We start from the raw sequence: 19,419 nt of genomic DNA, 5'->3' as shown, positions 1-19,419 counted from the left end.
ACGCAAAACGGTAACTCTCTCATTTGCCGCCAGTTCTCCGCCAGGCGGTAGCGCAGTTTACTTGGATCGACCTTCGTGTTTTCCACTCGTCCTCCTCCTACGGAGTCCGGTTGGAGTGTGCCCGGGTCTCTTCCTCACCGTGGTGGAGTCCGCGCCCAGTGGCACGAAGTTCCTCCGGCACCACCTGTGTATCGTCCGACCATGTTTCCTCCGAGAGCTAGAACGCCGAGCCGAGCATCCACAGGTCGTTCACCGCACCCATTCCACAATCGGCGCCTGATTCGCTCACCTGATTGACACCGCTGAGTGGCAGAATGTCGAGCGGCGGGACGCGCTGGTGCCCTGCTCCATATCTCACAATCTTCCGAGACACCCCGCCACTCGCGTCAGGAGATGGTCAGCGAGGTTGAGGACGCTGCCGCTTGACAAACCACATAAGGGCACCCCCAGAAGCGACGCCGTTGCCAATCAGGATGCTTCCCTGGTCATAAGTTGAGGTGCGACCGGCATCGAAGTACTGGGAGCGTCCTTAGGACGGCGAGTAGTCGATGCCCTCGGGACTGATCCATCCGCCTGTACCGATACGGTGACCTTCGCTTACCGGAGGTTGCCCGCCAAAACGTGCTATTACTGCAACTCCGTCGCCGGGGGTGGAGGCGACATTGAACTTGCCGGGAATGATGTGGAGCGGCCCGAGGTGATTGGTGGAAACGCCCGGTGAACCGAGCGCATTGAACTCGTCCGGTGCCGCGGTCTCTTGCAAGGCATAGCCGGTGACGCTTGAGCCATAGGAATGCCCCGAGGCCACCAGATGGGGATCCCCATAGTGAGTACTCCACAGCGAGTCGAGGAAGCCTGCCAACCGCTCGCCACCAGCTTCCGCCTGGTCCGACAAGGCGACGGAATGATCCGCAAAGTCTTCCTCGCCAATGGCAACCGCAGCCTGTAGATGATCACCAGATGTAGCGTCAAGTAATACAAGCGTGTGCCGACCACTGTCATTCTTGAATGTTTCGCGCAACTGCTCCAACTCTTCACGCTTGCGCTCCAAACGATGCAATTCCTGCTGTGCTCGCTTCACATACACCGGGTCGTCCAACGGTCCACCTTGCCCTTCGAATTCAGTCTGCTTCTCAGCAATCTCCTCATCCACGGCGGTAATCTCAGAGTTCAAGCGATTGAGGTTGGCTGCACCCCGATCATTGACGGGGATGCCGTCCAGATTCCCGATCCAATCTGGACGGTTTGAAATAATATCTTGCTGTTGTGCGGGTGAAAGCGAGGTCCACCAGTCATTGACCTCTTCCACGTTCCAAGGAAGCCTTCGGCACCGAGATACCATGCGTCAGAATCTCTTGCCTCGGTTGCCTTGAGCTTTCTCGTAATACACCGATATCGTCGTACACCTGCTTGAGGGTGGCAATAGGCGCATCACCCTGTGCGGTCAGACCTTCAATCTGGGGCCCACCGCCGCCTCAAACTCAGATTCATTGAGTAGACCCTGTTCTTTGACCTTTTCAACGAAGGCAATCGTTTCTGCGACGGCGGGTCGTAGTGCTTCAATAGCTTCAGCAATCGCATGTAAATCCCAGCCCGCGTTATCCAACGCACGGCTCATGTCCATGAGATCATCGGCTAACGCGCGCCGACTACACTCCTCGGCTTGCGCGGCATATCCGTTGAAATCCTCGCCGTTCACAAAAGCATCCAGCCCTTCGGCGGACTCCGCATAGGTCTTGGCAACATGCCGCAAGGCGCTGGAAGCCGTCGCTACCGGTCCACTCCGCCAGACAAGCATTTCCTCCAGGGTTGGCACCTTCGCTTCTTTCCCGGCGGCGTGTGAATGCGCAGCAGTGTCAACTCACACGCCCGGATACGCTAAAGCCATTAATCTAGCCCATCCTGGTTGCCGACACAAGTGGCAGTTCGCCCAGAACTGCCTGGCTGGGTACTACTGCCGCTCAGAGTGCTGGCGGTAGTAGCGCTCCACGGCGTCGGCCACGTCCTTGACCTCCACGTCGTCGGTCGAAATCTCGGCGTCGGCACAGGCGCGATAGATCTCCCGCCGGGCAGCCAATTGTGTGAAGAAGACACGCCGTGGCGCGAACACGGATGCCGGATGCGGGCCGTCCAGGCGAAGCCGCCGCAGCAATGTGGGTGCATCGCCGCTCAAATAAACCACGGAATGACCCTCCGTGCGCAAAACAGAGAGCTTTTCCCGCACGGGCGCGAAGTCGCCGTCGGAGGCAGCGTTGCCGAGGCACCCCGAACCGAGAGCAAGAATGCGTTCCTCCGTAGCACCGCCCAGATCATCAAGCAACGCAAGTGCGACGTTACGCTCCAGCTCGCGCAAGGCTGCACCGGTCTCCCGCACCGCTATGTCTGCTACGCCGCGACCCGCCAGTGCACAGATCGCCGCATCCGTATCCGCGCTCGGCACTTGCCATCGCTGCGACAGTTCCTCCGCGACTTCCGGCGCCCATGCGCCGGGAGGTCCAATGAGAATAAGACTCATTGCTGCGGGCCGATCTCCCTACAGACCGATTGCCGCGAAAGCCGCGTCAATATGCTCGGGAGCCGGTTGAGAAAGAACCTGCGGACGTCCGTAGTCGGCCAGCACAACAAAACGTTGCTGGTGATCTCGGACCTTCTTGTCCAAGGTCATGGCTTCTTCCAATGCGGCGCGATCACCCTGCGGGTATGCCACCGGCAGCCCGTTGGCAGCAAAGACCCGCCGATGTTCCTGCGTCCATCCTTGTGGTGCCATTCCGGCAGACTCAGCCAGCGCGGCGGCGAACACGCAGCCAATGGAGACGGCCTCGCCGTGTCGAATATCCTCTGGATCGCATGCCTCAATGGCGTGGCCAAGCGTATGCCCGTAGTTCAATACCTCACGGCGACCCTCTTCGTGCGGATCGGAGGAAACGATCTCGGCCTTGACGCGAATCGAACGTTCGATAGCATCACGGAGCGGCTGCTTGCGATAGTCGAGGATGTCGCTGCCCGCCGATTCAACGATATCCAGAACCCTCCGGTCGGCAATGAAGCCGTATTTGATGATCTCCGCGAGGCCGGAACGCAACTCGCGCTCAGGCAGTCCTTCGAGATGCCCGAGATCGCACAGAACTTCGATCGGCGTGTAGAAGGATCCCACCAGATTCGTACCCGAGGGCGTATTCACACCCGTCTTCGATCCGATGGCAGTATCGACCATGCCGAGCAGCGTCGTCGGAACCAAGACAAGCGGCACTCCCCGCAACCACGTGGAGGCTGCGAAGCCGACCGAGTCGGTCGTGGCTCCCCCTCCGATTGCGACAATCAGGCCGTCGCGGCCCAGCTTGGCTTCACCGAAGGCGTTCCAAAGACGGATAACGGACTCGTAAGACTTCGCTTCCTCACCCGAAGGCAGCGCGAAACTGATGACCTCGTGGTCATGTCCGAGAATTTCCATGACCTCGTCCTTGCGCTTCGCCACCTCCGGGCATAACAGACGAAGATCGATCCCGCGCCCTGGCAGGCGACGCGCAGATCGCGGCCCAGTCCGGTGCCGACGACGACGTCGTAGCCGGTGGGCTCATCCTCAACCTCGACAACCAGCTGCTCAAGCTGATCGATGATCGACAGGACTTTGCGCGCGACTCGGCGGGCCGGCCGTCCGTCGGACTCCACCGTATAACGAGCGCTGGCGCGGTAAAGGTCTTCGCGTTCACGGCGCAGCGTGGCCACCCGGCCTTCGGGATCATCGCGCACAAGTGGGCGAATGATGCTGGAACTTGTCAGCCGCCGGACGAGCTCGTCATTGTCAGCATTCAGTAGGAACACCGGATGCCCTCTCAGCGCCTCTCGGGTGGAGGCGGTTAGCACGGCTCCCCCGCCCAGTGACAGTACACCGTCGTATCCAACGAGGGCCTCCTGGATAACCCGCGCCTCGATGGCGCGGAATCCCTTTTCGCCATCTGCGGCAAAGATCTCCGGAATGGTACGGCCCGCGGTCTCCTCGATGAGATCGTCCGAATCCTTGAACTCGCAGCCGAGAGCCTGCGCCACGAGGCCGCCCACGGTAGTCTTCCCAGCGCCGGGCATACCGATGAACACGGCTTTCACACTCATTTTCGAACCTCCGGGATCGAATCGATGTAGGCGGCCAATGCGCCGCGCATTTGCTCCACCGAATCGCCGCCGAACTTCTCGCACAGCGATTCGGCAATGACAAGAGCCGCCATCGCTTCGGCGACGACGGCGCCGGGTACCACGGCCGTGGTATCCGAACGTTGATGAATAGCGGTCGTCGGCTCTCCGGTAAGCGTATCTATTGTGCGCAGCGCGCGTGGAACCGTTGAGATCGGTTTGAAAGCAACACTGACGCGGATCGGCTCGCCGTTGGACATTCCGCCTTCTATGCCTCCCGCCCGGTTGGTGAGACGTCGGACGTGCCCATCCTCGCGCACGATCTCGTCATGGGCTTGGCTGCCGAGTCGACGTGCTGACTCGAAGCCGTCACCGATGGCAACTCCCTTGACGGATTGGATGGACATCATCGCTCCTGCCAAGCGCGCATCGAGCCGGGCAAACGGCGTGGTGTAACTGCCCAAGCCTTGCGGAAGTCCATATATCACGACCTGCACGGTACCGCCCAGGGTTTCGCCCGCCTTCTTGGCTGCATCGACCTCGGCGGTCATTGCCTGCTGCACGGCAGGATCCAAACATCGCACTGGAGACTCGTCCAAGCGCTGAGAATCGGAAGGCCCAGGTAAGACACCGCTGGTGTCGGCTGCGGAACCCAGAGAAAGAACATGCGAGAGGATTGTGATACCTGCAACCTGCCCGCAGAGAGCCGCGGCAACCGCACCGGCGGCAACTCGTGCGGCGGTCTCCCGGGCGGAGGCACGTTCCAGCACGGGGCGTGCCTCGGTAAATCCGTATTTGTTCATACCCACCAGATCGGCGTGGCCCGGTCGGGGCCGGGTCAGCGGCCTGTTACGGGCTATCTCTCGCTCATCCCCCGTACCGGCGTCCACGGTCAGCGCAGCCGGATCGACCGGGTCCGGAGACATCACCGTTTCCCACTTCGGCCACTCGGAGTTGCCGATCTCCAGGGCGATCGGCGATCCAATGGTTCGCCCATGCCGGATACCAGAGAGAACAGTCAGTGCGTCCTGCTCGAACTTCTGCCGAGCGCCACGACCGTAGCCGCGCCGCCGCCGTTCCAAAGCATTCGCGATATCGGCACTGGTCAACTCGAGTCCGGCCGGAACTCCCTCAACAAGTGCTACAAGGGACCGACCGTGCGATTCACCGGCTGTGCTCCACCGAAACATGACCTGATTGTTTCATCGCCAGGCACGCTTTCAAAACACAGCCATAAGATGGACAGCCCTCGACTAATGAGACCACGGCTCAAGCAGGGCCAGGAAATCGGGCGGCCCTGCGAAAAACCACAACCCTGCGGCAGCGCCAACAAGCCACGGCCCAAGGGCGAGGGAGGTGGTCCGTGTGGCCCGTTGTGCGATGAGCAGCGCGACGGCAAAGAGGCCGGCGCCAAGGACTGCCAGGCCCAAAGCACTCACCAGCTGCAGCGGTGATCGGAGCCACAACGCCAAGACGGCGATGAGTTTGACATCCCCACGCCCTAGCGAGGTACAGCGGTTCATCACTGCACCAATAACAAGACTGATCACCGCGGTGGTAATCGCACCGAACCAGTGCTCCGCGGTGCCGCACAGCAGCGCTACGAACGCCAGGTAGCCCGCAGAGAAAACAAGCGGATCGGGCAGCAGATGAACCACGCCGTCGATCATTGCCGCAAGGACGAGCGGGCAGATCACGGCCGCGCTCAGCAGCGCCGAAAAGCTGAGGGTATTGGCCATGACGAGAATCGCTACCTGCATGCCAAACAGGACGACGCACAGCATCACCGCCGTGCGTGTACTGAGCACGCCGCGCAGAATCCGCGCTGTTGACCAAAAGGGAGGCGGCGCAGTTAGTACCGGAGCCGCGTCCGGTGCCGGGGAGCGCTTTGGAACAGGTAGGTTTCGCATAGCCACACGGTAGTCACCGCCCAGCGTGTGCAGATACCGCCATCCACAGGTGCACGTATCCACCGCAACCAGTGTGATGCCGAGGCGATGGCGCTCGTTACCGTATGCCGACGCGCATGGAACGTCCCTGCTAACGAGCGGGTCAGTCTTCGCTTGTGCTGGATGCCGACGCTTCACTGCTGGAACTGTTCGCCGCCATCCAATCCCGCAGCTCGGCGACGTTGCTATTGTGCTCTTCGAGCGTAGCGGCGAACTTCGTCTCACCGGTGTCCAGGTTCACGGCAACAAAGTACAGCCAGTCGCCCGCAGGCGGTTCAATCGTTGCCCGCACTGCCTCCATACCCGGGGAACCGATGGGAGTGGGCGGCAGTCCGGCGTGCAAGTAGGTGTTGTACGGAGTGTCCTCTTGCAGTTCCTCACTGGTCGGAATTCCACCAGTTTTGCCAACGCCATACAGCACGGTGGAATCCATCTGCAGGTAGCCGTTGACTTCTCCAGTGTCTCCCAGCCGGTTCTCGATCACCCGCGCCACCTGCCCGTAATAGCCGGGATCACTGACCTCTCGCTCGATAATGGAAGCCTCGATCAAGGACCTCTCCCAATTCTCGCGCGAAATCCCACTGGACTCCATCTGCTCCACCCGTGTGGAGACCATTTGCGAGAGTGCCTCTGTCGCCGTCGTCCCCGGCTCGAAAACATAGGTGGCCGGCGCGAACCATCCTTCCGGATCTCCGTTGGCCTCCTCGGGCAGGCCGATGGCCGTAGAATCGCCCGCTGCTGACCGAACCTCTTCCTCAGACAGTCCAAGCAGATCAGCAAGACGCGCATACACCTGATCTTCGGTGAATCCTTCCGGAATCGTCACCCGCACGGAAGCTTGATTTGACGAGTCCAAAAGGGCAGAAACCGCCCCCGCTCCCGACATCTTCTTACGTAGTGTGTAGGTGCCCGGCTGAATGTTAGAAGAGCGTCCATCCGCATTGTAGGCATCGATAAAGGCTCTTTCCGTGGCGACAACGTCTGCGTCGGCCAAAATCGTCGCCATTTCGCGACCCGTCGCGCCTTCCGGAATTGTGACCGTCACACTACCTTCCCCCGGACCCGGATAATCCGTGACAACCGGTGCCCGATCTAAGAATCGAGGAATGGCTATAACGGCAGCCGCCGTAAGAATTGCTACGAGCACACCGGAGATGATGGCCAGCCGCCATCGCCGTTTTTTCCGTTCTCGCCGGTATGCCTCACGTTCTGCTAAGCGTCGCTCGCGCCGCGAGAGCCTCCGCTCGTTGGCGCCGAGCTCCTCAAACAGATCGCTCATATTCGTCCTTCCGCTGTTGTGGCGGTGCCCTCCGCCACATCAACCGCGATCAGCTCTCCGGGTGCCTCACCGGTTCGCCGTTCGATCTCCAGTGCAGTTTCGAGAATAACGACCGCAGCCGCCTGGTCGACAACCTCCCGCTGCGCCCGCGAGTCGCGGCCCGCAGCGCTCAGCTGCGCATGCGCAGTGCTGCTCGACAACCGCTCATCAACCAGGCGCACGGGAATCGGCGCAATATAGCGGGCGAAGCGTTGTGCCCACCGCCGGGTGAAGGACGCCTGACTGCCCTCGGTGCCATCCATGTGCAGAGGCAATCCCACAATTACCTCAATCGCTTCGTCGTCGCGTACCAATCGCCGAATGCGCTTGAAATCAGAATCGCCACGCTGAACGGTGGCAAGCGGGGTGGCAAGAATCGCCTCGCGGTCGCAATGTGCGACACCGATGCGCACCTTTCCTACGTCGACGGCGATCCGCCGCCCCTGCCGGATCATTGCAGTTCGTGCTCGATTGCCGCCAAGGCGTCCAGTCCCTTGCTCATATCCTGGCCGCCTCCCTGTGCGATATCGTCACGGCCTCCTCCTCCTCCGCCGAGAATCTTCGACGCGATTGAGACGAGCCTGCCGGCCTTTACTCCCTTGGCGCGTGCGCCGCTCGTTGTCGCGATCACCAGAACCGGCTTTGAATTGATCTCGCCGATGACGGCAACGATTCCCGGCTCGTCATCGGAAATCCGTGAGCGCACGCCGGTAGCGACCGCTCGCAAATCATCTGCCGCTTGAACCTCGCCCACAGCAGCCCAGTAGACCCAGTATTCGCCCACCTGCCGTCGGCCACCGATGATATCGCCGATACCCGATTCGAGCTTTTCGCGTCGCAGTGCGGCAATCTCCTTCTCGGCATCACGCAAACGACCTAGCACGCTGTCTATACGTTCGGGAAGTTCCTCGGGGCGCACTCCTGCCAGAGCGGAAAGCTGCGAAACCAGGGCGTGTTCTTTAGCGCCATAGCTGTAGGCGCTCTCCCCAACAAGCGCATCAATTCGGCGCACGCCTGAACCGATTGAAGATTCTCCAAGGATCGAAACTAGCCCGATCTCACCTGTAGCAGGCACGTGGGTGCCTGCGCACAATTCCTTCGACCAGTCTCCTCCGATGGAGACCACCCGCACAGTGCTGCCATATTTCTCGCCGAAGAGTGCCATAGCACCCTGTTTGCGCGCCTCGTCCAACGGCATGGTCTCGTCCGTGACTTCCAAGTTGTCTTGCAAGCGCTCGTTCACACGCGCTTCAATTCCGGAAATCACATCTTTCGGAACCTGAGAGCCGTGCCGGAAATCGAAACGCAGGCGCGACGGCGCATTCTCGGATCCCGCCTGGGTGGCCTGTTCGCCGAGAAACTCATGCAACGCCTTGTGCACCATGTGCGTAGAAGTGTGTGATCGAGCGATCCTGCCGCGGCGCACCGTGTCAATTTGCGCGGATACCTTATCGCCCAGCGTGATCGTTCCTTCAGTCAGCGTGCCGCGGTGCACATGCAGGCCCTTCACGGGGGCCTGGACATCATGCACATCTACGACACCGCCGCCTTCGACGCTAATCGAACCCTGATCGGCCAACTGGCCGCCCATCTCTGCCCAGAACGGTGTTTGATCGAGAATCACGTCGACGTCGGCGGGCGCGGTAGCTGCAGGAACGGACTGCCCATCCACAAGCAGAGCCACCACTTTTCCACCCGCTGTGGACTCCGTGTACCCCAGGAAACGCGTCGGCCCACCCTGGTCGGAGAGGATCGAGTGGTAAACAGTGGCATCGACATGACCCGTCTTCTTCGCCTGTGCGTCGGCACGCGCACGCTCCCGCTGCTCCTGCATCAGCGAGCGGAACTGCTTCTCGTCCACGTTCACGCCCTGCTCCTCGGCCATTTCCAGCGTCAGGTCAATGGGGAATCCGTAGGTGTCATGCAGCGCGAAGGCATCCGAACCGGACAGCACTACGGTACGATCACCGCGACGTTTGGCATTGGCCCGAGCCTTCTCGACCGACAGGTCAAAAATCTGCGTCCCCGATGACAAGGTACGCCGGAAGGCATCCTCCTCTTCACAGGCCGCCTGCAGAATCTGGTCGAAATTCGTCTCCAACTCCGGGTAGGAAATCTTCATCGCGTCTTTCGAGACGGGAATCAGAGTGGGCATAACGACGTCGTCGACGCCGAGCAGACGAACCGAACGTACGACCCGGCGCAAGAGACGACGGAGCACATATCCGCGTCCGTCATTACCTGGGCGGACTCCATCCCCGATGAGCATCATGGAGGAACGGACATGGTCGGCGATGATCCGCATACGCACGTCGTCTTGACCGCCGCTGCCGTACTTCTTGCCCGTGATCTGCTCCGTCGAGGCGATAACCGGGAAGACTTCGTCGATCTCATACATGTTTGGCTTGTCCTGCAAGAGGAAGGCGAGCCGTTCCAGCCCGGCGCCGGTATCGATAGCCGTCTGGTCGAGATCGCCCAGGAGTGGGTAGTCCTTGCCTTCTCCCTCGCCGCGCAGGTATTGATCGAATACAAGATTCCAAATCTCAAGGTAACGGTCCCCACCGGGATCAACGGTTCCGCCGACCGCCTCAGGGCCGTAGTCGGGTCCACGATCATAATGAATCTCCGCGCAGGGGCCGGCTGGACCGGGTTGCCCGGTTGACCAGAAAATCTCCTCACGCTTGAGTTGAACAACATGACGCGGATCTAGGCCGACGTCCCTGGTCCAAGCGTTGTAGGCGACATCGTCGTTCTCCCAGATGGTCACCCAAATCCGATCACCGTCCAGACCGTAGCCGCCATCCTGGATGGAGGAGGTCAGCAGGCCCCAGGCAAGCTCGATGGCGCCCTCCTTGAAGTAGTCCCCGAAGGAGAAGTTTCCGCACATCTGGAAGAAGGTACCGTGCCGAGTCGTCTTACCCACATTGTCGATATCGTTGGTACGAATGCACTTCTGCACCGATGCGATACGGGGATAGGGCGCCGGTTCGGTGCCGATAATGTAGGGAATGAATGGCACCATTCCCGCGATGGTGAAAAGGATGGACGGGTCGGGTGAAACCAACGGCACCGACTCGGCAATGCGATGGTCGTGCTTCTCGAAGTAATCGAGCCAGCGCTGGCGGATCTCAGCGGTACGCATATTCTCTCTTCTCCGGTTGACCGGTCATCCAGTGGCTTAGAGTTCTTCCTCGCCGTGCGAACTCTTCCTTCTGAAGGCAGATTTTACCTTGCTGGCAGCGTTGCGTAGTGCAACGAAAGGCGCAGCAATCGTCGATGTGACCAGCGTCGTCATCGCAGATACGTCTTCGGCGGTACGTGCCGCAGCACTCGTGATGGTATCGACGCGCTCCAGCTGGCCATTTGCCTCGCGAATGCTCTTAGCGGCCTCGTCGAGCGCCGGCAGGGTATGCTCCGTCAGCTCGGTCACGGCGTCGGCCAGTCTATCCAGAACACCGCCGAGTTTGCCCAACGGCCGAATCAGCGCGATGACAAGGGCGAAGAAGGCTAGAGCCGCAATCAAACCCGCGATCTGCCCAAGTGTGATATTCATGTGATTCTCCAGGTAGCAAGAACGCGCCCCGTAGGGCGCGCTCCTGAAAACGAATCAGCGCGAATAGTGCTCAACGACCATCTGGACGTCGCAGGTCACCGGGACCTCGGCACGCTTCGGGCGACGAACTAGTGTGAAGCGAAGCTTCTCCAGGTCAACATCAAGGTACTCCGGAACCTGTGGCAACACATCGCGGTGCGCGCCCTGAGCCGCAACGAGGAACTGCGGCGAGGCCTGGGAGCGGGGCTTGATCTGCACGATCTGCCCCGGCTTAACGCGGAATGATGGGCGATCAACGATCTTCCCATCAACCATGATGTGGCGGTGAGTCACAACCTGGCGGGCCTGCGCCGTCGTACGAGCAAAACCTGCACGAAGCACAAGCGCATCCAGCCGCATTTCCAGCAACTCAACGAGGTTCTCGCCGGCTAGACCATCCATGCGACGGGCCTCTTCCCACACGCGCCGCATCTGCGCTTCACGGATGCCGTACTGAGCGCGAAGGCGCTGCTTCTCCTTCAGACGAACCGAGTAGTCGGAGTCCTTTGTACGGCCACGGCCGTGCTCACCGGGACGGTAAGGACGGCGCTGCATGTAGCGCTCCGCCTTCGGCGTGAGTGCGATGCCGAGCGCGCGCGACTGGCGCACCTGCTTACGGGAACGATTCGAAGACATATCTCTCCTGTCTGTTGTACACGGCCCAGCGGCCGCGGGGCCAACACGAACGGCTAAGACCCCAGGGTTGAATTGCCGCGCAATAGGACGTCCTGCTTCACGAACAAGGCCGCACCTGCGCATTGCAACGGTTGTCGATCATATCAGTCTTTCCGCCGCAGAATCGAGCGGATACGGGCCAGGCGCTGCGTGATATTGGCCTCGTATCCCCTATCGCTCGGCCTGTAGTATTCGGTGCCTTCCAATCCTTCCGGCATGAATTCCATGGGCGCCACCGCATCCGGATAGTCGTGTGCATAACGGTAGCCTTCGTGATAGCCGAGCTCCTTGGCTCCGCGGAAGGAGTCATTGCGTAGCCGGAGAGGGACAACACCGCTTTTACCCGCTCTGACATCCGCAATCGCGGCATTGATCGCCTCATAGGCCCGATTGGACTTCGGCGCGGTAGCAATGTGCACCGTGGCCTCCGCCAGGATAATTCGCGCCTCCGGCATCCCCACCAGCGCCACCGCCTGTGCCGCTGCGGTAGCGGTTTGCAAGGCTGAGGGATCCGCCATCCCTACATCTTCCGCCGCAGAAATCATCAAGCGCCGTGCAATAAATCGCGGATCCTCTCCCGCCTCCAACATGCGCGCCAGATAGTGCATCGCCGCATCCACATCTGAGCCTCGTAAGGACTTGATAAAGGCGGAGATGACGTTGTAATGCTCGTCGCCCTGCCGGTCGTAGCGCACGGTCGCACCATCGGCGGCCTGCGCAACATCCTTCACGTCTATAACTGTCGCACCGCGCTGCCGTGCTCCGTCCGCGGCGGCCTCCAGCAGAGTCAGCGCGCGTCTGCCATCTTGCCCTGCCAAACGGACGAGATTGCTGATCGCCTCCTCTTCGAGCGTGTAGGCGCTGGCCAAGCCGCGTTCATCGGCAGCGGCACGCTCGATGAGAAGTCGAATATTCTCGGCGCTCAGACCTTTCAGAGTGATGAGCAGTGACCGCGAAAGCAAGGGAGAGACGACGGAAAAGGCCGGATTCTCCGTTGTGGCCGCGATGAGTATCACCCAGCCATTTTCAACTGCCGGGAGAAGCGCATCCTGCTGTGTGCGAGAGAAACGATGGACCTCGTCGATGAACAGGACGGTCTCACCGCCCCCCGTTGCCAGACGGCGTCGCGCCGCGTCGATAACAGCCCGAATCTCTTTCACGCCGGCAGACACTGCCGAGACTTCCTCGAAGTGCCTCCCGCCCGCACGGGCGACCAGGTAGGCGACAGTCGTCTTACCGGTTCCCGGAGGGCCCCATAGGAATACCGACGAGGGCGCGCTGCCCGTCGGTTCAATGAGGCGCCGCAGTGGCGAACCGGGAAGCAGCAGTTCCTCCTGGCCCACGACCTCATCAATCGTGCGTGGGCGCATCCGCACTGCTAAGGGACCGCGCTCGGCACTGGGTAAGCCCGTCGAATCGGTTCCCGCGCTTTCGAAGAGATCCATAGCCTTCATGGTAGTCTGCTCATCCGTCACGCCGTGGGTTGCCCGAAGACTGCGGAGCCATGCGGTAGAGCCAGTCCGCCCACGTACTGACATGGCGCGCCGTCGTCGGCGTAGCCACGCCTACGTCGAAGATCGGCCGGTTCCACCGCGCCGAGGCTGGGCGAACCGGCCGATTCTGAGTCTTACTGCAGCTCGGGTGGTATCCACCAAAGACCGGAGTCGTCATTGGCCATGTATTCCTTGAACTCGTCCGATTGATAGGCATCAACGATGGCCTGCGCCCACGGTGCGTCTGCGTTCTCTGCCTTCACTGTCACCTGCAAGACCAGGTGATCTTGAATATCCTCGGTGGCCAGCGCCGTCGTCGGATCGATATTCGCGTTGTAGACGATCGAACCCGTGATAACCACATAGTCGAAGTCATCCATTGCCGGCGGGATCGTCAGCGATTTCATCTCGGTGAATTCCAGATTATGCGGATTGGCCGTAATGTCATCCTGAGTCAGCTGTGCAACGTCAGCGTCAGGGTTCACTTCGATCCACCCAATCTTCTGTAGGAGCAGATAGGCTCGGGCCGTATTCGATGCATCGTTCGGGACCGCGACCGATGCTCCGTCCTCCATCTCGTCCAGCGTGGAGTGTGTCGAGGAGTAAATGCCTGCCGGCACCGTGGGGATCGCACTGATTGGAACCAAGTCGGCGTCGTAGTTGGCGTTGAAGTCCTCGATGTACGCGGTGTGCTGCTCCACGTTCACGTCCACTTCACCGTCATTCAGAGCAATATCTGCGGTTAGCAGGTCTGAGAAGTCAACCCCTTCGACGGTATAGCCCTCATCCTCGAGAATCGGCACAATCGCGTCCTCAAAGAGCTCGGTGTACGGTCCCTGTGACTTCGCGTAGATGATGGTCGTCTTGTCGCTTCCACTGTTGCTCTCCTGTTGCGTAGTACCGCCAGGCTCCGCGCAGGCAGACATTGTAAGCGTCACCGCCGAGAGGGCTACCAGGCTTATCGTTCTTCTTCTCATTGATGTTTCCTTCCGGATTTGTGTCGTATTGGAAGTCAAGACAATCGCTCCCCCGGCACTGCTTCTTGCTGCGCCAGGGCTTCTCTTTGCGCGTCGAGCGACGCATCGTTTCGCTGTCCTGACCCCGATCGAGGCCGACGACGCGAACGATGTGGCTCACGTAGACGGCGGGACAGAGTATTACCGGCAGTCTGTAGCAGCTGCACGAAGACAACGAGAATTATGACGGTGAAGACCATCAGCGGTGTGTTGAACCGCTCTCGACCATAAGTCAGCGCCAGGTCGCCGACGCCTCCACCCCGGCATAACCGGTCATCGCCGTGGCGCCGAGCAGCCCGATAGTCCCCGTTGTCAGGGAAAGCACTATTGAGCCATAGGTCTCCGGCAGGAGAAAGTAGCGGATGATTTGAAAGGTGGAGGCTCCCATCGCCTGCGCCGCTTCGACGACTCCGGCGGAGACCTCCAACAGGCTGGATTCAACCAGACGAGCGATAAAAGGACTGATGTAAATGATCAGCGGTACGAGAGCAGCGCGCGAACCCACCGATGTGCCGGCGATGAAGCGTGTGAAGGGAATAATCGCCACCAGCAGGATAATGAACGGAATCGACCGCACGATGTTGACGACAACATTCAAAACCGTGTAGACGACCCGGTTCTCCAAGAGTCCGCCCCGCCGCGTCAAGACCAGAGTCAGTGCCAGCAAGACCCCGATGATTCCACCGATCAGTATTCCCCAACCGAGCATGTACACGGTTTGGTGGGCGGCGAGCAGTAGTTTCTCAGTCGTAATTCCGAAGATTTCATTACTCACGATAGTGCAACCCTCTCCCTTGTTACTCCTTCGGCATCTATCACCGATTCGGCGGCGCTTATCGCCTGCTGATCTCCGATCAGCTGCACCAGATACAGGCACATCGGGGTGTCTTCAAGTTCTTCGACCGTCGCGCCGAGAATATTCAGCTCGAGACCCTCGACTCGTCCGACCGTGGCGAGGACCGGGCGACGCACAGATTCACCGACGAAACGTAGCCGATCAACAACAAAGTTACGATTGTCGGTCTCCAGCAGAGCTCGCATGCTCGGCGGAATGCTGTCATTGATAACCGTGCGCACAAACTCCTGTGTGATTGCCTGCTGCGGACTTCCGAATACATCGAGCACACGCCCGGATTCGACGATTCGGCCTTCTTCCATCACTCCGACTTTTGTGCATATCTGTTGGATGACACGCATCTGGTGGGTGATGAGCAATATCGTCACCCCCATTTCGTGGTTGATGCGTTTGAGAAGAGCGAGGATTGACTCCGTCGTTTTCGGATCGAGAGCGCTGGTGGCCTCGTCGCACAAAAGAATGTCGGGATTCGTGGCCAAAGCTCGGGCAATGCCAACGCGCTGCTTCTGGCCTCCCGACAGTTCAGACACGTATGCATCCTTCTTGTCCTCAAGCTCGACGATTCGCAGTACCTCGGCAACTCGCTGCTCAATATGCGCACGTGAGGCGTGGTCGAGCATAAGCGGTAGTGCGATATTGCGGTATACGGACTGCGTCTCCAGTAAGTTGAACTGTTGGAACACCATTCCAATTGATCGCCGGACATCACGCAGCTCGCGATTGGAAAGCGCCGTTAGTTCGCGGCCACCGACGAACACCGATCCTGAATCGGGGCTCTCCAACATATTCACCATACGAAGTAGGGTGGACTTTCCGGCTCCGGAAAAACCGATAATGCCGTAAATGTCGCCTTGCTCCACATGCAGCGATACATCTTGTAGGGCGTCGACCGTCCCGTTGGCTCCGTTGAAGCGTTTTGAAACATTGACTAGTCGAATCAACGCGCCACCCCTGCCAGCGCGTCGAGGGCGTATTGCGCGTATAGGGCGGCACCTATCGGCAGTGCGGCCTCGTCGATATCGAAGTTTCCGTTGTGATGTGAGTTCTGCGTCTCAGGCCGGTTGGGATCCCCCGTCCCCAGATAGACGTAAACACCGGGAACCTGCTCCTGCAGTTCCGCGAAATTGTCGCCTCCCAGCGAAACGCTCTCACCGGTCACAACGCGGATACCGCCCAGCCTGTTGGCCGACTCGGCCACCTCAGCGCACAGTTCGGCAGGGTTGACAACTGCCGGCGTAATATCGGTCCATGTCACCTCTGCCCGCGCACCGTACGCCTCAGCGCACAATTTGCTGATGCGGGTCACGTCGGCTCGTGCTCGAGCGCGCTGCTCGGCCGATAGAGTTCGTGTTGTACCGCTAATATGTGCCGTTTCAGGCACGGCGTTATAAGTGGTTCCTGCGCTGAGAGTTCCAATGCCAACGACGTACGGCACACGCGGATCGGAGAGCCGCGAGACGGCCGCTTGCAGGCCGACGACGATCTGACTGGCCACGTAGAGTGCGTCCGCGCCCAGGTGTGGACGTGACACGTGTGCCCCTTTGCCTTGGATGTCGATATCGAAAAGATCCACCGCCGCCAAGCTCACGCCCCGCGAAATCCCTATAGTGCCGGTGGGCAGATCGGATGCCGCATGTAGTCCGAGTACCCGCACCACATCGGAGAGAACCCCCGCGGCGACGAAGTCTTCGGCGCCGCGTCCGATCTCCTCGGCAGGCTGGAAGATCAGGCGAATCTCTCCGGCGAAGTCCTGGCGTCTGGACATTAGGGCCCAGGCCGCTCCGAGCAGCGCGGCAATGTGACTATCATGACCGCAGGCATGCATGACGCCATCGTTCAGGGAGCGATAGGGCACATCGTTGAGCTCTTGGACGGGCAAACCATCGATATCGGCACGCAAGGCCACCGTCGGTCCCTCATTCGCTCCCCTGATAGTTCCAAGGACGCCTGTAGCACCGACGCGTCGATGCTCGATACCGAGCTCATCGAGCTCCGACTCGATGGCCCCGGCAGTCCAATACTCTTCGAGTCCCCGTTCCGGGTGTTCATGAAACGTCCGGCGCAGCTGCGTCATATGGTCCGCGTATCCCAATAGCTGCCTGCGTAACTCGCTCATCTTCCTCTTCCCTATCGCGTTCGGCTAAACACTGACCGGCGCCTATCCGCCTTACTTGCAGCGCCTGAGGTCTGCGTCGGGCATAAAACCTGACGCCTGCCCCAGACACAAAAAAGGAGAGCAGGCATTGGCTCTGCTCTCCTCAAGTCTGGCAAGCTGTGGCTATGCTGCAGCGCACCCTGGCGGAGGCAGAGCTCTACGGCAACACATACACATGCTCATGTGCATAGGTGTCATGTCTTCTCTCCTCCCTGGTTTAGACGGAGCCGCCTATCCGGCAACCCTGTGAATTGCCACCGATGACCATACAAGATCCCACGACGACCCGCACAGCCGGTCACAATGCGGACATCCACCCGACATGACGCCGGTCGCCCATGCATTCCGCCGTCTCTGCGGCGCCAACGGATGCGCGCAGGTCTCCGCGCTCCCTGTCGTGATTCCAGGCCTGCCTCTTCGGCGTCGACGCCCGAATCTTCGGGTTTTCGCCAAGACTTCGGGTTATTCGCGAAAACTGCGGAAAACCCGGAGAACCGAGAGAGGGGAAGGGAACGAAGATGCCAGACTCACCGGCTGGCAAACCTGTGGGCATGCGCGTCAGGTGCGAGCACAGGCGCGATCCCTGGCGGTACGCGTGACGCTTGAGCACAGGCGTGCATTCCACCCACGCGCGCCACCCCAGACATGCGCATGAGGCCCGAGCGTACGCCCGGGCCTCATGCATGTGCGGCCAAATGCCGCCTAATGGTCAGTTGTTCGTCAGCTTCTCCCGCAGAGCCGCCAGTGCCTCGTCAGAGGCCAGCGTGCCGGAGGCATCGCTACCGGAGGAGTACGACGACGGCGTTGCGTCGGGGGCAGACGGAGTAGCGGCGCCCGCGGCGGAAGCAGCGGAATCCTCCTCCAATGCCTTGGCGACTTGCGTCTTGTGCGCCTCCCACCTCTCGTGGGCTGCAGCGTATTCCTTCTCCCATGCCTCTTGCTGTGCCTCGAAACCGGGCATCCACTCGTTGGACACCGGATCGAAGCCCTCGGGGTACTTGTAGTTGCCCTCGTCGTCGTACTCGGTGGCCATGCCGTACAGTGACGGATCGAAATCCTCCGAATTGGGATCGACTCCTTCGTTGGCCTGCTTGAGAGACAGCGAGATACGACGGCGATCCAGGTCGATATCGATAACCTTCACGAAAGCGTCGTCGCCAACCTTGACAACCTGCTCCGGCAGATCAACGTGGCGCTGGGCCAGCTCAGAGATATGGACCAGACCCTCGATGCCATCTTCAACACGGACGAAGGCTCCGAAGGGCACAAGCTTGGTGACCTTACCGGGGACGATCTGCCCGATGGCATGGGTGCGGGCAAAGGTCTGCCACGGATCCTCCTGCGTGGCCTTAAGGGAGAGCGAGACCCGCTCGCGATCCATATCGACATCGAGTACCTCGACGGTAACCTTCTGACCGACTTCAACAACCTCGCTCGGGTGATCGATATGCTTCCACGAGAGCTCGGAGACGTGGACGAGACCGTCGACGCCACCGAGGTCAACGAAGGCACCGAAGTTCACGATGGACGAGATAACGCCCTCGCGAACCTGGCCCTTCTTCAGGTTGGTCAGGAACTCGCCGCGAGCCTGCGACTGTGTCTCCTCCAGCCAGGCGCGGCGGGAAAGCACAACATTGTTGCGGTTCTTGTCCAGCTCAATGATCTTGGCTTCCAACTCGCGGCCGATATACGGTTGCAGATCGCGCACGCGGCGCATTTCAACCAAGGAGGCCGGCAGGAATCCACGCAGGCCGATATCCAGGATGAGGCCGCCCTTGACGACTTCGATGACGGTGCCGGTAACAACACCCTCAGCTTCTTTCACGCCTTCAATCTGGGCCCATGCGCGCTCGTACTGGGCGCGCTTCTTGGAGAGCAGTAGACGCCCTTCTTTGTCTTCTTTCTGCAGGACGAGAGCTTCAACCTCGTCGCCCACATTGACGACGTCGTCAGGATCAACATCGTGCTTGATGGAAAGCTCTTTGGAGGGGATGACTCCCTCGGTCTTGTAGCCAATGTCAAGGAGGACCTCATCGTGGTCGACCTTGACGACAGTACCCTCGACGATGTCTCCGTCATTGAAGTACTTGATGGTCTTGTCAACTGCGGCGAGAAGATCTTCCTCGGTGCCGATGTCGTTGATTGCGACCTGCGGGAGACTCGAAGCTGCGGGGGTGTTAGCGGTCATGAAGTTAATGACTCCGATACGGACAATAGAAATCGATATGGACAATGAA

General features: G+C 60.1%; 18 protein-coding genes. All 18 read right to left on the bottom strand.

Going from position 1 to position 19,419, the window contains the following annotated elements; all coding sequences use genetic code 11:
• Positions 1 to 529: 529 nt before the first annotated feature.
• Entirely contained in the window at positions 530 to 1,309 is a 780-nt protein-coding gene (locus DDD63_RS06000) for an alpha/beta hydrolase (protein ID WP_164505471.1), read from the bottom strand.
• A gap of 135 nt (positions 1,310 to 1,444) precedes the next feature.
• Positions 1,445 to 1,816, bottom strand: coding sequence for a hypothetical protein (locus tag DDD63_RS05995; RefSeq protein WP_108715603.1), 372 nt, complete (start codon positions 1,814 to 1,816; stop codon positions 1,445 to 1,447).
• A gap of 135 nt (positions 1,817 to 1,951) precedes the next feature.
• Complete coding sequence (locus DDD63_RS05990; RefSeq protein WP_108715602.1) at positions 1,952 to 2,515, bottom strand: shikimate kinase; 564 nt, start codon at positions 2,513 to 2,515, stop codon at positions 1,952 to 1,954.
• An 18-nt stretch (positions 2,516 to 2,533) separates the two neighbouring features.
• Entirely contained in the window at positions 2,534 to 3,409 is an 876-nt protein-coding gene (gene aroB / locus DDD63_RS05985; protein WP_240611472.1) for a 3-dehydroquinate synthase, read from the bottom strand.
• On the bottom strand, positions 3,319 to 4,110 hold the full coding sequence (locus DDD63_RS12850) for a shikimate kinase (protein ID WP_240611188.1): 792 nt from the start codon (positions 4,108 to 4,110) through the stop codon (positions 3,319 to 3,321). The genes aroB and DDD63_RS12850 overlap by 91 nt, the downstream gene beginning before the upstream one ends.
• Entirely contained in the window at positions 4,107 to 5,318 is a 1,212-nt protein-coding gene (gene aroC / locus DDD63_RS05975; protein ID WP_108715600.1) for a chorismate synthase, read from the bottom strand. The genes DDD63_RS12850 and aroC overlap by 4 nt, the downstream gene beginning before the upstream one ends.
• Positions 5,319 to 5,381: 63 nt before the next feature.
• Positions 5,382 to 5,936, bottom strand: a complete 555-nt coding sequence (locus DDD63_RS05970; RefSeq protein ID WP_164505470.1) for a prepilin peptidase — start codon at positions 5,934 to 5,936, stop codon at positions 5,382 to 5,384.
• A gap of 244 nt (positions 5,937 to 6,180) precedes the next feature.
• The gene (gene mltG / locus DDD63_RS05965; protein ID WP_108715598.1) at positions 6,181 to 7,356 is read right to left on the bottom strand and encodes an endolytic transglycosylase MltG; all 1,176 of its coding nucleotides are present in this window, start codon (positions 7,354 to 7,356) and stop codon (positions 6,181 to 6,183) included.
• Entirely contained in the window at positions 7,353 to 7,850 is a 498-nt protein-coding gene (gene ruvX / locus DDD63_RS05960; protein WP_108715597.1) for a Holliday junction resolvase RuvX, read from the bottom strand. Before ruvX ends, mltG begins: the two co-directional genes overlap by 4 nt.
• The gene (gene alaS / locus DDD63_RS05955; protein WP_108715596.1) at positions 7,847 to 10,537 is read right to left on the bottom strand and encodes an alanine--tRNA ligase; all 2,691 of its coding nucleotides are present in this window, start codon (positions 10,535 to 10,537) and stop codon (positions 7,847 to 7,849) included. Before alaS ends, ruvX begins: the two co-directional genes overlap by 4 nt.
• A 36-nt stretch (positions 10,538 to 10,573) precedes the next feature.
• Positions 10,574 to 10,948 (bottom strand): DUF948 domain-containing protein, encoded by a 375-nt coding sequence (locus DDD63_RS05950; protein ID WP_108715595.1) that lies wholly within the window; start codon positions 10,946 to 10,948, stop codon positions 10,574 to 10,576.
• A gap of 54 nt (positions 10,949 to 11,002) precedes the next feature.
• Positions 11,003 to 11,623 carry a 30S ribosomal protein S4 gene (rpsD, locus tag DDD63_RS05945; protein WP_108715594.1) on the bottom strand — a complete coding sequence of 207 codons (621 nt, stop codon included), beginning with the start codon at positions 11,621 to 11,623 and terminating at the stop codon, positions 11,003 to 11,005.
• A gap of 143 nt (positions 11,624 to 11,766) precedes the next feature.
• Positions 11,767 to 13,107 (bottom strand): replication-associated recombination protein A, encoded by a 1,341-nt coding sequence (locus DDD63_RS05940; RefSeq protein ID WP_108716670.1) that lies wholly within the window; start codon positions 13,105 to 13,107, stop codon positions 11,767 to 11,769.
• A gap of 182 nt (positions 13,108 to 13,289) precedes the next feature.
• Positions 13,290 to 14,132: a MetQ/NlpA family ABC transporter substrate-binding protein gene (locus DDD63_RS05935; RefSeq protein WP_108715593.1), complete on the bottom strand. Its 843-nt coding sequence runs from the start codon at positions 14,130 to 14,132 to the stop codon at positions 13,290 to 13,292.
• A 271-nt stretch (positions 14,133 to 14,403) separates the two neighbouring features.
• Positions 14,404 to 14,946 carry an ABC transporter permease subunit gene (locus DDD63_RS05930; protein ID WP_240611447.1) on the bottom strand — a complete coding sequence of 181 codons (543 nt, stop codon included), beginning with the start codon at positions 14,944 to 14,946 and terminating at the stop codon, positions 14,404 to 14,406.
• Complete coding sequence (locus tag DDD63_RS05925) at positions 14,943 to 15,968, bottom strand: ATP-binding cassette domain-containing protein (RefSeq protein ID WP_108715592.1); 1,026 nt, start codon at positions 15,966 to 15,968, stop codon at positions 14,943 to 14,945. The genes DDD63_RS05930 and DDD63_RS05925 overlap by 4 nt, the downstream gene beginning before the upstream one ends.
• A complete protein-coding gene (locus tag DDD63_RS05920) occupies positions 15,965 to 17,143 on the bottom strand; it encodes a M20 family metallopeptidase (RefSeq protein ID WP_108715591.1) in 1,179 nt (392 codons plus the stop codon). The genes DDD63_RS05925 and DDD63_RS05920 overlap by 4 nt, the downstream gene beginning before the upstream one ends.
• 748 nt (positions 17,144 to 17,891) lie before the next feature.
• A complete protein-coding gene (gene rpsA / locus DDD63_RS05915) occupies positions 17,892 to 19,370 on the bottom strand; it encodes a 30S ribosomal protein S1 (protein ID WP_108715590.1) in 1,479 nt (492 codons plus the stop codon).
• Between the last annotated feature and the right edge of the window lie 49 nt (positions 19,371 to 19,419).

This window comes from Actinobaculum sp. 313, assembly GCF_003073475.1.
Taxonomy (GTDB): domain Bacteria; phylum Actinomycetota; class Actinomycetes; order Actinomycetales; family Actinomycetaceae; genus Asp313.
This window is presented reverse-complemented; position numbering and strand designations above follow the sequence as displayed.

Coding starts and splice junctions, on each gene's coding strand:
- DDD63_RS05920 (WP_108715591.1), bottom strand. CDS start 17,143: ATGAGCGAGTTACGCAGGCAGCTATTGGGATACGCGGACCATATGACG.
- DDD63_RS05990 (WP_108715602.1), bottom strand. CDS start 2,515: ATGAGTCTTATTCTCATTGGACCTCCCGGCGCATGGGCGCCGGAAGTC.
- mltG (WP_108715598.1), bottom strand. CDS start 7,356: ATGAGCGATCTGTTTGAGGAGCTCGGCGCCAACGAGCGGAGGCTCTCG.
- ruvX (WP_108715597.1), bottom strand. CDS start 7,850: ATGATCCGGCAGGGGCGGCGGATCGCCGTCGACGTAGGAAAGGTGCGC.
- DDD63_RS05935 (WP_108715593.1), bottom strand. CDS start 14,132: ATGAGAAGAAGAACGATAAGCCTGGTAGCCCTCTCGGCGGTGACGCTT.
- DDD63_RS12850 (WP_240611188.1), bottom strand. CDS start 4,110: ATGAGTGTGAAAGCCGTGTTCATCGGTATGCCCGGCGCTGGGAAGACT.
- DDD63_RS05950 (WP_108715595.1), bottom strand. CDS start 10,948: ATGAATATCACACTTGGGCAGATCGCGGGTTTGATTGCGGCTCTAGCC.
- alaS (WP_108715596.1), bottom strand. CDS start 10,537: ATGCGTACCGCTGAGATCCGCCAGCGCTGGCTCGATTACTTCGAGAAG.
- rpsD (WP_108715594.1), bottom strand. CDS start 11,623: ATGTCTTCGAATCGTTCCCGTAAGCAGGTGCGCCAGTCGCGCGCGCTC.
- rpsA (WP_108715590.1), bottom strand. CDS start 19,370: ATGACCGCTAACACCCCCGCAGCTTCGAGTCTCCCGCAGGTCGCAATC.
- DDD63_RS05940 (WP_108716670.1), bottom strand. CDS start 13,107: ATGGATCTCTTCGAAAGCGCGGGAACCGATTCGACGGGCTTACCCAGT.
- aroC (WP_108715600.1), bottom strand. CDS start 5,318: ATGTTTCGGTGGAGCACAGCCGGTGAATCGCACGGTCGGTCCCTTGTA.